This is a genomic window from Sphingomonas parapaucimobilis NBRC 15100, from assembly GCF_000787715.1.
Classification (GTDB): domain Bacteria; phylum Pseudomonadota; class Alphaproteobacteria; order Sphingomonadales; family Sphingomonadaceae; genus Sphingomonas; species Sphingomonas parapaucimobilis.
This window is the reverse complement of sequence record NZ_BBPI01000043.1, coordinates 51,658-66,439: the sequence shown is the minus strand read 5'-3', so window position 1 is coordinate 66,439 and position 14,782 is coordinate 51,658. Positions and strand designations below refer to the sequence as shown.

Below are 14,782 nucleotides of genomic sequence, written 5' to 3'. Positions count from 1 at the left end.
CGTCAAGACGGCTATTGATCCGTCCATTTCGGACAGGCACACCAAGATTCGGCAACGGGGGAAGCCGGATGGGGGATATGGCGACAATCGTCGAAATCGTCGCGCGTGAACTGTTGTTGTTCGCGGCGGTCGGATTGTTGATCGGGGGTGTCGATGATCTTCTGGTCGACCTTCTCTATTTCGTACGGCGGCTGATAAAGAGGTCCGGCACTCCGATCCACAGCCATTCGCTACCCCGGCCCGAACAGCCGGGACGCATGATCGTCTTCACCCCGGCCTGGGACGAGGCGGCGGTGATCGGCGCTATGCTGTCCACCGCGCTCGCGCGTTTCCGGCATCCCGATTATCGCCTTTATATCGGGCTTTATCCCAATGATCCGGCGACCATCGCCGCCGCCGCCGATGTGGCCGAACGCGATGACCGGGTCCGTCTGGTCATCGGCCCGCGCGATGGCCCGACGACCAAGGCGGATTGCCTCAACACGCTCTGGCACGCGCTCCAGCGCGACATGGTGGCGGAGGGGTTCCAGGCAAAGGCAATCGTCCTGCACGATGCCGAGGATGTCGTGCATCCGGATGAGCTGGCGGTCTTCGATTCGCTGATCGAGGAACGGGCGGTGGTGCAATTGCCGGTCCTGCCGCTGGTCGTACCGGGATCGCGCCTCGTGTCCGGCCACTATGCCGACGAGTTCGCCGAAAGCCACATCAAACAGCTGGTCGTGCGCACCTGGATCGGCGCAGGTATGCCGCTGGCAGGCACCGGCTGCGCGCTGTCGCCAGCCATTCTGGGCCGGATCGCCGCGTCGCGCGGGGGCGATCCGTTCGATGCGACCAGCCTGACCGAGGATTACGAGCTGGGCCTGCGCATCGCCGAACTGGGCGGTGAGGGGCTGTTCGCCCGCGTCGCCGACGGGACGCCCGGCGGCGTGGTGGCGGTGCGCGCCTATTTCCCGGCGACCCTGGTGACGGCTGTCCGGCAGAAAGCCCGGTGGATGACCGGTATCGCGTTGATCGGCTGGGATCGCACCGGCTGGGGGCGGGCGCTGGCGATAGGGGATCATTGGTGGCGGCTGCGCGACCGGCGGGGGCCGATCGCGATGCTGGTGCTGGCGGCGGCCTATCTGGGGATGACCGCCGACGCGATGGGGGTATCGATTCACTGGATCGCGGATACGCCCTTGCCGCCGGTCGATCCCGGTCTTCGCATCCTGTTCGGGATCAACGCCCTGCTGCTGGCATGGCGGCTGGCCATTCGCATGATGTTCACGGGCCGTGCCTATGGCTGGCGCGAGGCCTTCTGGTCGTTGCCGCGATTCGTCATCGGCAATTTCGTGGCGCTGGCGGCGATTCCCCGCGCCTTCGTCCGCTATATCCATGTGCTGCGCGGCGGCGTGCCCGCCTGGGACAAGACGAGCCACCACTTTCCCGACCTGTCGCCGCAATCATGAGCGGACGCCCCTTACGATTCCTCGGAGGCATGGTGGGCATGTGGGCGCTGGGCCGCATCGCCTTTCTGTTGCCCTCCGGCCCGGGCGTGGAGATGGCGGCGACATCCGTAAAACACAGCCGAGCACGCGCCGCCCTTATCGCGATTCGTGGCCCGGCCCTGCGTCGGCCCGACATAGGGTTCGCCCGATTCGCGATCACGCGTGCGCCACGATCGACACCCTCGATCCTGAATCCTGCGCGACATTCCGGAATCCCGGCCGCGCAAGCACCGATTCGGGACATCCCGATCACCGCATCGGCATCCTCCGTCATAGCGGTTTCGCCGAATATGGCGCTGCCCGGATCTCCCGCCCCGCCGCGGCGGTGGAGCGCCAGCCTGTGGGCCGTCCTTCGCGAAGGACGCCAGACGCTGCTGCCCGGCGGACAGCTGGGCGGGACGCAAGCGGGCGTTCGCCTGTTACGGCGGTTCGATTCGCGGGGCGACGTCGCCGCCAGCCTGCGCCTCTCCGCGCCGTCGCAGGGGATCGGGCGCGAGCTGGCGGTGGGGATCGACTGGCGGCCGCTTCGCCATGTGCCGATTCGCCTGCTGGTCGAACAGCGGCTGGCGCTCGATGCCGGGCAGGATGCCCCCGCCGCTCTGGTCGCGGGCGGGATCGGCCCCCTTGCCGTGGCTCCCGGCATCGTCCTGGCCGGCTATGCCCAGGCCGGTGCGGTGGCGCGTGCGCGGATCGAGCCCTTCGCGGACGGCGCGGTGCGAGCCAGCATGCCGCTGACACCCGCCCTCGACCTGGGGCTGGGGCTATGGGGCGGGGCGCAACGGGATGCGCAGCGGCTGGATATCGGTCCGACTTTGGGCATCGCCCTGCCCGTCGCCGACCGGCGCGTCCGCCTGTCGTTCGACTGGCGGCAGCGGGTGGCGGGGCGCGCCGCGCCCGACTCCGGCCTCGCGCTGACGCTGGCGGGCGATTTCTGACGCTTCGACACTGTTCCGAAAGGCGGGCGCGTCTATAACGCGGCCGTGGACCTGTATCTTCCGATCGCCAACCTGTCGGTCAATGCGCTCGTCATCATCGCGCTGGGGGCGGGTGTGGGCCTGTTGTCGGGCATGTTCGGGGTCGGCGGCGGCTTCCTGACCACGCCGCTGCTGATCGTCTATGGCATTCCGCCGACCGTCGCCGCCGCCTCGGCCGCCAGCCAGGTGACGGGGGCGAGCGTCTCGGGCGTGTCCGCGCATTGGCGGCGCGGCGGGGTCGATGTGAAGATGGGCGGCGTCCTGGTCGCGGGCGGCGTGGTCGGATCGTTCGCGGGCGCGTGGATCTTCCGCCTGCTCCAGGCGAGCGGACAGATCGATACGGTCATCGCCATCGTCTATGTCCTGATGCTGGGATGGATCGGATCGGTCATGGCGCGCGAGGCGGCCGGCGCGATCCTGGCGCAGCGGCGCGGGCGGCCGCAAAAGGCGGCGCGGCGGCGGCATCATCCGCTGGTCGCCGCCCTTCCCTTCCGCACCCGTTTCTATGCCTCGGGCCTGTATATCTCGCCGCTCGCCCCGCTGATGCTGGGCTTCTTTACCGGCATCCTGACCATATTGCTGGGCGTGGGTGGTGGCTTCATCCTCGTGCCCGCGATGATCTACATCCTGGGCATGGCGACCAATGTCGTGCTCGGCACCTCGCTGTTCCAGACCTTGTTCGTCACCGCCGCGGCGACGATGGTCCATGCCACGACCACCAAGGCGGTCGATATCGTGCTGGCCGGACTGCTTCTGGTCGGATCGGTGACGGGGGCGCAGGTGGGCGCGAAGCTCGCCACCAACGCCAAGCCCGAATATCTGCGCCTGGCGCTGGCGGTCATCGTGCTGCTGGTCGGCCTGCGCATCCTGCTGGGCCTGGTGTGGCGGCCCGAGGAAATCTTCACGGTGCAGCCACTATGAAAAGGCTGGCCGTCACGCTGGCGTTGTTCTCGCCGCTGCTGATGGCGCAGGCCAAGCCGGTGCTGGTCCCCGACGTGTCGCAGCGCGATATCCAGATCGCCTACAGCTTCACCGGCGCGGAATTGCTGCTGTTCGGTGCGATCCTCTATCCCGGCGGCCGCCCGCCGCAGGATGACAAGCCGACCGACATCGTCGTCGTGGTCAAGGGGCCGACCCAGTCGATCCTGATCCGCGAGAAGGAGAAGATCGCCGGTCTCTGGGTCAATGCCGGGCGGCTGCGCTACCAGTCGGCGCCGTCCTTCTATGCCATCGCCTCGTCCCGGCCGATTACCCGGATCGTCGACGATCGCACCCGCGCCATCTATGAACTCGGGCTCGACAGCCTGCAGCTCTCGCCCGCCTCCGCTGCGCCCGCCAATGTCCAGGCGCGGTTCCAGCAGGGGCTGGTCGACCAGCGCCGCCGCAGCGGCCTGTATGTCGAGGCGCCGCGCGCCGTCGAAATCACCGACGATGTGCTCTACCGCGCCCGCGTCACCATCCCGGCGCGCGTGCCGGTCGGGCGCTTCACCGCCGAGACCTTCCTGATCCGCGACGGCCGCGTGCTGGCTGCCGCCGTGCGCGACATCGACATCCGTAAATCGGGGTTCGAGCGTTTCGTGGCGCGCGCCGCCGACCGCGCGGCCATCCCCTATGGCCTGACCGCGGTGGCGCTGTCGATCCTGCTCGGCTGGACCGCAGGGTGGATCGCGCGGCGGGTGTAAGGATCGGGAAATCTTAAGATTTCCATTCTAGCGTCGCCATCCTCCCATTCCACATGACGGCGCGTCTCATGTCCTCCCTACCGCCTGCCGACCCTCATGCCGCAATCGACACGCCGGTCATCGGGTGGCTGCTCGCCATAGCCGGGTCATCGGGGCGGATCGTGCTGGACCGCCAGGCGCTGGCCGCGCTGGCGGAGGCCGCCGATCCGGTGCTGGCCGCCGCCGGACAGGTGGCGATGCCGGTCAAGCTCAAGCGCGGCGACCGCTGGATCATCGGCACGATCCGCTCGCTCGCGCTCGATCCCGCCAGCGACGCCGCCGCGCTGACGACCGAGATCGACCTGATGGGCGAAGGGATGCGCCAACCCGAGACGGGCGCGCTGCACGGCTTTCGACGCGGTGTCACCTCCTACCCCATGCCCGGCGCGACGATCCATGCGATCACCAATGACGAGCTGGCGGGCATCCACCTCAACCGCGCCCAGACGACGGTGACGATCGGCACCGTCCACCCCGCGCGCACGGTCCCCGCGACACTGGCGGTCGATGCGCTGCTGGGGCGACATTTCGCCATTCTGGGATCGACCGGCACCGGCAAGTCCACCGCGACGGCGATGATCCTGCACCGCATCTGCGAGCGCGCGCCGCTGGGCCATATCGTCATGATCGACCCGCATGGCGAATATGCCCGCGCCTTTCGCGACACCGGCAGCATCCATGACGTCGGCAATCTGCGCATGCCCTATTGGCTGATGAACTTTGCCGAGCATTGCGAGATCCTGTTGTCGGCCAGCGGCGAGCAGCGCCAGCACGACGCCGATGTCCTGGCGAAATGCCTGCTCGCCGCCCGGATGCGCAGCCGCGCCGCCGCCGAGCTGCCGCGCGTCACCGTCGACACGCCGATCCCCTATCTGCTGTCCGACCTGACCGCGCAGCTGGGCCAGGAGATGAGCAAGCTGGAGCGGGTCGGCGACATCGCCCCCTATCAGCGGATCAAGTCCAAGATCGAGGAGATCAAGGCCGATCCCCGCTATGCCTTCATGTTTTCGGGGATGCTGGTCGCCGATACGATGGCCGACTTCCTCGCGCGCATCCTGCGGATGCCGGGTGACGGGCGGCCGATCTCGATCATCGACGTGTCGGGCGTGCCGTCGGACGTGACCAGCAGCGTCGTCGCCGTGCTGGCGCGGATGATCTTCGACCATGCGATCTGGACCCATCCCGCCGAGCGTCGCCCCGTCCTGATGGTCTGCGAAGAGGCGCATCGCTACATCCCCGCGCAGGCCGAACAGGATTCGGCGGTCGGCCGCATCCTGTCGCGCATCGCCAAGGAGGGGCGCAAATATGGCGTCTCGCTGGGCCTCGTCACCCAGCGCCCGTCCGACCTGGCCGAGGGCGTGCTGTCGCAATGCGGCACGATCATCGCCATGCGGCTAAACAACGAACGCGATCAGGCGATGGTCCGCTCGGCGATGCCGGAGGGCGGGCGCGGGCTGCTCGACACCATTTCGGCGCTGCGCAACCGCGAGGCGATATTGTGCGGCGAGGGCGTAAGCTTCCCGATGCGCGCGAGCTTCGACAACCTGCCCGAGGAAAAACGGCCCGCGTCGAGCGACATGACGATCACCGCGCTCTGGGCGAACCCGTCGGGCGGCAACCGGGTGCTGGCCGAGACGGTCGGCCGCTGGCGCGCGGCGGGGAAGTAGGGGTTATCCCCCAACCCCCGTTCGCACTGAGCGAAGTCGAAGTGCATGTACCGCCCTTGGCCAAGTCATCCCTTGGCCTTCGACTTCGCTCAGGCTGAACGGAGGGAGGAAAACGAGTTACCGCCCCGGCCGGACCGCCAGCAGCGCCTGCACCTCGCGCCGGAACGTCCGCAGCTTGGCCCCCGACAACACCGCCATGCTCGCCAGCTTCAGCGTGCGCGGATTCACCACCGCACCGTTCTTCCACACTTCCCAATGGAGATGCGGGCCGGTCGACATGCCGGTCGAGCCGACATAGCCGATCACCTGCCCCTGTTTCACATGCGCGCCCGAGCGAACGGCGAAACGGCTCATATGGCCGTAACCGCTGGCAATGCCGCCCGCATGGGCGAGCTTAACGAAATTGCCATATCCGCCCGATCGTCCGGCGAATTTGACCACGCCGTCCATCATCGCATGGATCGGCGTGCCATAGGGCGCACCGATATCGGTGCCCTTGTGCATCCGCATCAAGCCCAGGATCGGATGGACGCGCTTGCCAAAGGACGAGGTCACGCGCCCCGCGACCGGCATGCCCATCGCGCCGCGCTTCTCGCTCTGGCCGTTCACGTCATACCATTGGCCGTCATCGTCATCGGCCAGCCGCGCCAGCTGCACCTTGCGCCCGCCATGGTCGAGCCCGGCGAACAGCAGCTTGCCAAGCCGGGTCTCGCCGGTCGCAGCACGCTCGCGTTCGATGATGAGGTCGAAACTGTCCGAACGCTTCACCTCGCGGCCGACCGACATGCGCGCGGCCAGCGCCTTGATATAGGCCTCGACCACCTTGGCGGGGGCGCCCGCCGCGCGGACCGAACGGTACAGGCTCGATCCCGCCAGCCCTTGCAGACGCAGCGGCGTGCGATCGATCGCGATGGGCGCCTGGGTCATGTCGAATCCCTGCGGCGTGCGGGTCAGCGTGACCGCCAGGTCGAAGCGCGCGCGCAGCTTCATCGTCTCCAGCGGCCGTGCAACCGATCGGCTTGGCCGCCGTCCCAGGGTCAGCGCGATACGGGTGCCCGACGGGATCGCCTCGCCGTCCGTCACCGGCGCGATCAGGGCGGCGGCGGCGCGGGCCTGGTCCCGGGATACGCCGGCGCGTTGCAGCACGCGGTCGAGACGGTCGCCCGAGCCGATGGTGGCGGACAATTCCACCACGGGCCGCTCAGGTGCTTCGGCCAGATGCATGACGAGTTCATTGGCGGCCAGACGCTGCCCGCTATCGGCGCCCAGCGCCAGCGGGGCGATGGCCTGCGCGCGCTCATGGCTGCGCGCCTCGCCGGTCAGGGGAGCGGGCGCCTGCCCGGCGATCGGACGGTGAAAGCCCGGCGCCATCGCAATGGTCGCGACACAGAGCGCCGAACACGTCGCCAGACCCCGCCACCAGTCGCGGCTGCCGATCTGCGTCCCCAGATCGGGCACCCAGTCGATCTCGCGCGCGGCGATGCGCCACCGCGCCAGGCGTCCCATGGGCGGCGGGGCCATGCGGCCGATGGGCCGCGTGGCGGTTCCCCCGGACAGGATCAGGGCTTCGTCGGTGGCAAGGAACATGAGAGGCGTCGGGTTTCCGTGAAATCGTCGAACAGCGTCGCCGATCCCCCCGGCGCACAGGATTTTGCGGTGTGGGGTAGCGCCCGCAAAGTCAAAGCCGCTGCGCCCCGCCGCCCCGATGCTGCGGCAAGACGTGGCCGGACCGGGCCAAATCCCGCCTGCGCGCGACGATCTTGCTCCCCGTCTTGCTCCATGCCGTTGCAACCGCGCGTGCGAAGCCCGATGTAGGGCGTATGACAAGCCGCGTATCGGGCGCCGTGACGGCCGTTCTCGGGCCGACCAACACCGGCAAGACGCACCTCGCGATAGAGCGGATGTGCGCGCATAGCAGCGGCATCATCGGCTTTCCCCTCCGCCTGCTGGCGCGTGAGGTCTATGACCGGGTCGTGGCGCTGAAGGGGCCGGGCCAGGTGGCGCTGGTCACGGGCGAGGAAAAGATCGTGCCGCCCGACGCCCGCTGGTTCCTCTGCACCGCCGAATCCATGCCCGACCGCGACGTCGCCTTCATGGCGCTGGACGAGGCGCAGCTGGGTGCGGACCTGGAGCGCGGTCATGTCTTTACCGATCGGTTGCTGCACCGGCGCGGCCGGGACGAGACGATGATCCTGGGATCCGAGGCGCTGAAACCCATGATCCGGGCGCTGGTGCCGGATGCCGAGATCATCGCCCGGCCCCGTTTCTCGACGCTGACCTATGCGGGCGCCAGGAAGATCAGTCGCCTGCCCAAGCGCTCCGCCATCGTCGCCTTCTCGGCCGAGGAGGTCTATGCGGTGGCGGAGATGCTGCGCCGCCTGCGCGGCGGGGCCGCTGTCGTGATGGGCGCGCTGTCCCCGCGCACCCGCAACGCGCAGGTCGAGATGTTCCAGGCGGGCGAGGTCGACTATCTCGTCGCCACCGATGCGATTGGCATGGGCCTGAACATGGACGTCGCGCATGTCGCCTTTGCGGGTCTGCACAAGTTCGACGGGCGTCGCCGTCGCCGCCTGACCGTCGCCGAGATGGCGCAGATCGCCGGGCGCGCCGGGCGGCATCACCGCGACGGGACGTTCGGCGCGCTGGCCGAGGAAGGGCCGGACTCGTTCCTGCCCGAAGAGGTTCTGGCGATCGAGGAGCATCGCTTCCCCCGGCTCGACCATCTCTATTGGCGCGAGGGCGATCCCGACCTGTCGAGCATCGACGCGCTGATCGGCAGCCTGGAGCGCAAGCCCGCACCCGGCGTGCTGCGCGCCGCCCCGCTCGCCACCGATCTGCAGGTACTCAAGCGGCTGGCCGACGAACCCTGGGTCCGCGACCGGGTGCGGCGGCCCGCCATGGTCGCGCGCCTCTGGGCGGCGTGCGGCATTCCCGATTTCCGCAAAGTAGGCATCGATCCCCATGCCCGCTTCGTCTCGCGCGTGTTCGGCCATTTGTCCGAGGGCCTGGGCCATGTCCCGCACCAATGGTTCGCCGACGAGATTGCGCGACTGGACAGCATGGCGGGCGATGTCGAGACGCTGGCGGGCCGCCTCTCCGCGATCCGCAGCTGGGCCTATATCGCGCAGCGCGCCGACTGGCTGGCCGATCCGCGCCACTGGGCCGAGCGGACGCGCGAGATCGAGGAGCGGCTGTCCGATGGCCTGCACGCGAGCCTTACCCAGCGTTTCGTCGACAAGCGCACCACCGCGCTGATCCGCCGGATCGGTGCCGATGCGGGCGCCCTGCCCGTCACCATCGGCCCCGAAGGCGAGGTGCTGGTCGAGGACCACCCCATCGGGCGGCTGGAAGGTTTTCGCTTCACCGTCGAGGCAGGCGCGCGGGCGAACGACAAGCGCCTGTTGCTGGCGGCGGCGGAAAAGCGGCTGGGGTCCGAGCGGTCGCGTCGGGCCGAGGCGCTGATCGCCGCCGGGCAGGACGCTTTCACGCTTCAGGAGGACCGGCTGGTCTGGGACGGGCATGGCGTGGCGCGGCTGACGGCCGGGCCGTCGCTGGGGCGGCCGGTGCTGCGGCTGGAGCGCGATCTCGATTGCCTGGTCCCGGTCCAGCGTGAGCAGGTGAAGGCCCGGCTGGACGCCTGGCTGGCGCGCTCGCTCGACCGGCAGGTGCCCGCGCTGGTCCGGTTGGCGACACTGGCGCGCGAGGCCAAGGCGTCGCCCGCGATCCGCGCCGTCGCCGCCGCGCTGGAGGATGCGGGCGGCATCGCGCCGCGCCAGCCGCTACGCCTGATGATCGATGCCCTGTCGCCCGACGAGCGGCGGCGGTTGCGGGGCATGGGGATCACGATCGGCACGCTGGATGTGTTCGATCCGCGATTGCTGAAGCCCGGTGCGGCAACATGGCGGCGTACATTGATGGCGCTATGGGGCCAGACGCCCGACCTCGCCCGGCCCGGCGCCACCATCCTGCGCCGCGACGAGCCGGGGCGCGGTGTCGCCTCGGGCTATCGGCCGCTGGGCGAACAGGCGGTGCGGATCGACCTGGTCGAACGCATCGCGCGCGCCGCCCATGACGCGCGCGAGGGGCGTGGGCCGTTCACCCCCGATGCCTCGCTGGCGACCTCGATCGGACTGGAGGCGGCGACGCTCGACCGGCTGATGGGCGATCTGGGCTTTCGCAAGATAAGGGGTAGGGAGAATGAACCCGCCCGCTGGGTCTGGCGCGGCCGCCCCCCCGCCCGCCCCGTCCCGCGTGTCGCGGCCAGCCCCGGCAACGCCTTCGCCGCGCTCGCCGACTGGGGCAGACCTTCCCAATGACATTCCTCCCCATCTCCGATGGGGAGGGGGACCGCGCCTACAGGGCGTGGTGGAGGGGCGATGCCCTGCGGCTCGCGCCAGGCCACGAAGGTCATCGCCAGGCCCCTGCCCCTCCACCATCCTGCGGATGGTCCCCCTCCCCAAGCATGGCTTGGGGAGAAATGAGATACCGCATGTCTTCACTTTCTCACAGAAAGGACCGTCCCGCCCTATGAGCACCCGCGCCCCTTCGCCTGAGTCGATGCGGCTCGACCGTTTCCTCTGGTGGGCGCGGATCGCCAAGTCGCGGGAGCGGGCGCAGGCGATGGCGTGCGACGGGCATTTCCGCATGGACGGCCGCGCGATCGATCGCGCCCATGCGCCGGTCCGGATCGGCAGCATCCTGACCTTTGCGCAGGCTGGCAATGTGCGCGTGTTGCGCGTGGAGTCGCTGCCCGTCCGGCGCGGACCGCCCGCCGAAGGTCGCGCCTGTTACTGCGACCTGGTCACTTCGCCGGTTTCGGGCCTTAACACGGTTTCGGGCGTTGACGGATCGCCACACGCGGCATAGCAGCACGCGTTCGTACCTTGGGAGTTGTCATGACCTACGTCGTCACCGATGCCTGCATTCGCTGCAAGTATATGGACTGTGTCGAGGTGTGTCCCGTCGACTGCTTCTATGAGGGCGAGAACATGCTCGTCATCAACCCGTCGGAATGCATCGATTGCGGCGTGTGCGAGCCCGAATGCCCGGCCGAGGCGATCCTGCCCGACACCGAGAGCGGGCTGGAACAGTGGCTGGAGCTGAACAACACCTTCTCCGCCCAATGGCCCAACGTCACCCGCAAGCTGGACCAGACGCCACCCGACGCCGATGCGATGAAGGGCGTCGAGAACAAGTACGACCAGTTCTTCAGCCCGGAGCCCGGCAAGGGCGACTGACCGGGACGCGCCCGGCAAGGGCGACTGAGCAAAAGCTATTCCTCCCCTGCAAGGGGAGGGGGACCAGCGAAGCTGGTGGAGGGGTGTCTCCCCTCTCGATAGCGGAATACCCCTCCGTCAGGGCTTCGCCCTGCCACCTCCCCTTCCAGGGGAGGAAAGATTGGATCCGTTGGGCCTTGGCGCCCGATGGTTCCGGCAACCTGCACATATGCTGGTAATTTTGTTGCGACCATGCTATATGGTTCCGCGACGGGCATAGCTTTTTTCGCGACCGCCCGCCTTTGATGTGTTCGACCCTTCCTTCCCGAGGCCGACTTGATCAGTGGACCCATTTCCGCTCGTCCGGCGCTCGTGCGAAGGCCCTGATCCGGAAAGGCCCCCAATGGCTGCCAAGGCGCTCCACTTCGACGTCGGTGACTATGTCGTGTATCCCAAACATGGCGTGGGCCGCGTTATCGAGCTGCAAAAGCAGGAAATCGCAGGGATGCAGCTCGAACTCTATGTGCTGCGGTTCGAAAAGGAGCGCATGACGCTCCGCGTTCCCACCAACAAGGCCGAGTCGGTCGGCATGCGCAAGCTGTCCTCGGACAAGACGATGCGCGAGGCGATGGAAACGCTGAAGGGCAAGCCCAAGGTCAAGCGCACCATGTGGTCGCGCCGTGCCCAGGAATATGAAGCCAAGATCAACTCGGGCGACCTGGTGTCGATCGCCGAAGTGGTCCGCGACCTGTTCCGCGCCGACGACCAGCCCGAGCAGAGCTATTCCGAGCGGCAGATCTTCGAAGCGGCCACCAGCCGCCTCGCCCGCGAACTCGCCGCGATGGAAGAGGTGGACGAGCCGCGCGCCCAGGAGAAGATCCTGGAAATCCTGCGCGCTGCCGCTGCCATCTACAACAAGGAAAAGCCCGCCGCCTGATAGGCGGTCGGTCTTCTTCGACACGAACAAGGGGCGGTCCCAGGCGGGGCCGCCCCTTTTCATTTGCGCAGATCGCCCGGCCATGTGTACTATTCTATCAATACACAGGAGGTCGCTCATGCCCAAATCCCCCCTTCTCACCACGCTTGCCGGGTTGCTCGTGCTCGCCATGCCCACCGCCGCCTGTTCGTTCGGAAGCAAGGCCAAGGGATAGGAAGTCTCCCCCCAGGGCTCGGGCGACGCGCGCAGCTATGCGACGCGCGGGTTCACGGCGGTATCGAGCAATGGCAGCGATCCGGTCGATATCCGGGTCGGCGGCGATTTTTCGGTACGCGCCGAAGGGGCGGCATCCGATCTCGACCAGCTGCGCATCGCGCGCGATGGCGACACGCTGCTGATCGGCATGAAGAAGGGGCTGCATTGGGGCAATCGCCGGAACGTCCGCATCCTGGTGACGCTGCCGCGCCTGACCGAAGCGGGTATCGCGGGATCGGGGCAGATGCGCATCGACCGGATCGACGGCGCGCGCTTCAAGGGCGGGATTGCGGGTTCGGGCGACCTGACGATCGGCGCGATGCGGGTCGAGCAGGCCGAACTGGGCGTGGCGGGCTCCGGCTCGGTCCAGGCCGGTGGCCGGGTCGGTGCGCTGAAGATCGGCATTGCCGGGTCGGGGGACATACGCGCCAAGGGGCTTCATGCCAGACAGGCCGAGGTCGAAATTGCCGGATCGGGCCGCGTCGCGGTGCAGGTCGACGGCCCCGCCAAGGTGTCGCTGAGCGGTTCGGGCGATGCCGATCTGGGGCCGAACTCGGTCTGCACCGTCCGCAAGGCGGGATCGGGCAGCGCACGCTGTGGGCGTACCCTGTAAGGGGACCGGCTTGCGACGCCGGCGGAGCGGTGCGAGGATGGCGGTGATGTCGATCCGCACCGCTTTCGCGCTTCTGGCTTCGGCGCTGGTCGTCGCCACACCGGCCTTGGCCGCCGAGCGGCGCGTCGATCTGAGCAGCTTCGACAAGTTGCGGGTCGAGGGGCCGTTCCGCGTCATCATGACCACCGGCCCCTCGCCGCGCGGAGCCCTGTCCGGTGACGGCGCGGCGTTGCGTCAGGTCGAGGCGCAGGTGATGGGCAGCACGCTGGTCGTGCGACGTGCGGGCGGGGGCGCGGGAGGGGGCGCGGGCGGGGACGATGCGCCGGTCACGCTGACCCTCGCCGCGCCGCCTCTGTCGGGCGTCACCGTCATCGGCGGCGCGCAGGTGACGGTGCAGGCGATGAAGGGCAGTGCGCTGAATGTGTCCGTGACAGGCACGGGCGAGGTCCGGGTCGGGCGGGCCGATGGCGATCAACTGGCCGCGACGCTGTTCGGCCCCGCCAGATTGACGATCGAGGGCGGCCGGGTCGGCAAGGCGCGGCTCGCGGCCAACGGGCCTGCCAGCATCGCGGCCGAGGCGCTGAAGGCAGGCGACCTGACCGTCACGCTCGACGGCCCCGGCGAGATTGCCGCACGGGCGCGCTATATGGCGACGGTCGCCAATGGCGGGCTGGGCAGGGTGACGGTGGCGGGCACGCCCAAATGCCGGGTCACCGGCGGTGGTCCGGTTCGCTGCGGGGTGAAGTAGCGGGTACGCGCCGGTCGAGAAACGCGGTGATCGCGGCAAAGGCGTTGGCGCGAACCGGATCGGCCTCCCGCAATATCTCATGCGCACAGCCGCGACCAAAGGCCACCAGTTCGCCCTGCGGCAATCGCTGCGCCACCCGCGCCGCCGCCCGCGCATCGACCAGCCGATCGGCAAGCGCGACCAGCATCAGCACCGGCGTCTCGATCCGCCCCAGCGCCGGATTTTCGCGAAGCGCCGCCGTCGCGCGAAAGGCCTCCGCCACCCAATGCCAGCTGGGCGATCCCAGACAGAGTTCGGGCCGGGCCTGTCGGAACGCCTGCTGATCGGCGAAGCGGGTCAGGTCATGGGTCAGCCTCTTCTGCCGCGCGGTCGCGGCGGCGGGCGTCTCCAGCCGACGCCAGGCGGGGCGAAGCGGATCGCCACGCCCGACCTGCCAGCGGGCGAAGCGCGCCCCCGCCCATTGGCCGACCGGCGAGCGCAGCGCCAGCATCGGCGCGACCAGCACCACCGCATCGGGCGCGATCCCGCCCCCGGCCAGCGCCGACAAGGTGGCGAACCCGCCCATCGAATGGCCTAGCACGACATGCGGCCCCTCGCCCGGCCTGACCCACTCGCCATAAAAGGCCGCCAGATCCTCGGCCAGCCGGTCGAGCCGGTCGATATGCCCGGTCCCGTCGGGCGTCAGCCGCCCCGACCCGCCCTGCCCGCGCCAGTCGAAGGCGGTGACGTCCCAACCCTGCACGCGGAAATGGTCGATCGCGTCGCCATATTTCTCGATCATGTCGGCGCGACCCGTCTGAAACAGCAACCGCCCCCGCCGCGCCGTGCCCGGTTCATGCGGGCGGTCATAGCGGCGGTGAACCCACCCGTCCGGGGCGGTCCATTGCGACAGGAAGGGGGTTAGGGTGTCCGCGACCGTGCTTGATGCGTATGGCGCCATGCCGTTCCTTGCCTTCCCTCACGACCGCCGTGGGCGTCATGTGGGTCTACTCTAGCACGCCCTGTGTTACGATTGTCGTGGGGTTTGAGGAAAGGTCTGCCCATGGCCTTCGACTTCGCTCAGGCTGAACGGGGGGTGTGGACACGCGCCGCTTACGCCGGGCACGCCCCTCCCGTAAACGGGAGGGGATGGGGGAGGGCCTGGAGTCTCACCGAGACCGTTGC

At 68.8% G+C, this 14,782-nt stretch carries 13 protein-coding genes; 11 read left to right on the top strand and 2 right to left on the bottom strand.

The window, feature by feature from the left end:
* Positions 1–77 precede the first annotated feature (77 nt).
* The 5 genes from SP5_RS08580 to SP5_RS08560 all read left to right on the top strand — a co-directional run bounded on the left by SP5_RS08580 (position 78) and on the right by SP5_RS08560 (position 5,849).
* Positions 78–1,448, top strand: a complete 1,371-nt coding sequence (locus tag SP5_RS08580) for a glycosyl transferase family protein (protein ID WP_157013642.1) — start codon at positions 78–80, stop codon at positions 1,446–1,448.
* Between the two features lie 329 nt (positions 1,449–1,777).
* On the top strand, positions 1,778–2,422 hold the full coding sequence (locus tag SP5_RS08575; protein ID WP_042486973.1) for a hypothetical protein: 645 nt from the start codon (positions 1,778–1,780) through the stop codon (positions 2,420–2,422).
* Between the two features lie 45 nt (positions 2,423–2,467).
* Entirely contained in the window at positions 2,468–3,382 is a 915-nt protein-coding gene (locus SP5_RS08570; protein ID WP_042486970.1) for a sulfite exporter TauE/SafE family protein, read from the top strand.
* Positions 3,379–4,143 (top strand): TIGR02186 family protein, encoded by a 765-nt coding sequence (locus tag SP5_RS08565; protein WP_042486967.1) that lies wholly within the window; start codon positions 3,379–3,381, stop codon positions 4,141–4,143. The genes SP5_RS08570 and SP5_RS08565 overlap by 4 nt, the downstream gene beginning before the upstream one ends.
* Positions 4,144–4,196: 53 nt before the next feature.
* Complete coding sequence (locus tag SP5_RS08560) at positions 4,197–5,849, top strand: ATP-binding protein (protein ID WP_157013641.1); 1,653 nt, start codon at positions 4,197–4,199, stop codon at positions 5,847–5,849.
* Between the two features lie 117 nt (positions 5,850–5,966).
* Here SP5_RS08560 and SP5_RS08555 read toward each other — a convergent pair whose 3' ends face one another.
* The gene (locus SP5_RS08555; protein ID WP_042486964.1) at positions 5,967–7,436 is read right to left on the bottom strand and encodes a M23 family metallopeptidase; all 1,470 of its coding nucleotides are present in this window, start codon (positions 7,434–7,436) and stop codon (positions 5,967–5,969) included.
* Between the two features lie 233 nt (positions 7,437–7,669).
* Between SP5_RS08555 and SP5_RS08550 the strand changes: the two genes are divergently transcribed.
* From SP5_RS08550 to SP5_RS08525, 6 genes are all read left to right on the top strand, one after another.
* Positions 7,670–10,165 carry a helicase-related protein gene (locus SP5_RS08550; protein WP_042486960.1) on the top strand — a complete coding sequence of 832 codons (2,496 nt, stop codon included), beginning with the start codon at positions 7,670–7,672 and terminating at the stop codon, positions 10,163–10,165.
* A gap of 211 nt (positions 10,166–10,376) precedes the next feature.
* On the top strand, positions 10,377–10,715 hold the full coding sequence (locus SP5_RS08545) for a S4 domain-containing protein (protein WP_042486957.1): 339 nt from the start codon (positions 10,377–10,379) through the stop codon (positions 10,713–10,715).
* Positions 10,716–10,744: 29 nt separating this feature from the next.
* Positions 10,745–11,086: a ferredoxin FdxA gene (gene fdxA / locus SP5_RS08540; protein WP_042486955.1), complete on the top strand. Its 342-nt coding sequence runs from the start codon at positions 10,745–10,747 to the stop codon at positions 11,084–11,086.
* A gap of 382 nt (positions 11,087–11,468) precedes the next feature.
* Positions 11,469–12,002, top strand: a complete 534-nt coding sequence (locus SP5_RS08535; protein ID WP_042486954.1) for a CarD family transcriptional regulator — start codon at positions 11,469–11,471, stop codon at positions 12,000–12,002.
* Positions 12,003–12,306: 304 nt separating this feature from the next.
* On the top strand, positions 12,307–12,870 hold the full coding sequence (locus tag SP5_RS08530) for a head GIN domain-containing protein (RefSeq protein WP_245613441.1): 564 nt from the start codon (positions 12,307–12,309) through the stop codon (positions 12,868–12,870).
* Positions 12,871–12,916: 46 nt separating this feature from the next.
* Entirely contained in the window at positions 12,917–13,618 is a 702-nt protein-coding gene (locus SP5_RS08525; RefSeq protein WP_042487095.1) for a GIN domain-containing protein, read from the top strand.
* Here the strand turns inward: SP5_RS08525 and SP5_RS08520 are convergent.
* The gene (locus SP5_RS08520; RefSeq protein WP_042486953.1) at positions 13,581–14,558 is read right to left on the bottom strand and encodes an alpha/beta fold hydrolase; all 978 of its coding nucleotides are present in this window, start codon (positions 14,556–14,558) and stop codon (positions 13,581–13,583) included. The two genes, SP5_RS08525 and SP5_RS08520, sit on opposite strands and share 38 nt — an antisense overlap.
* Positions 14,559–14,782: the final 224 nt, after the last annotated feature.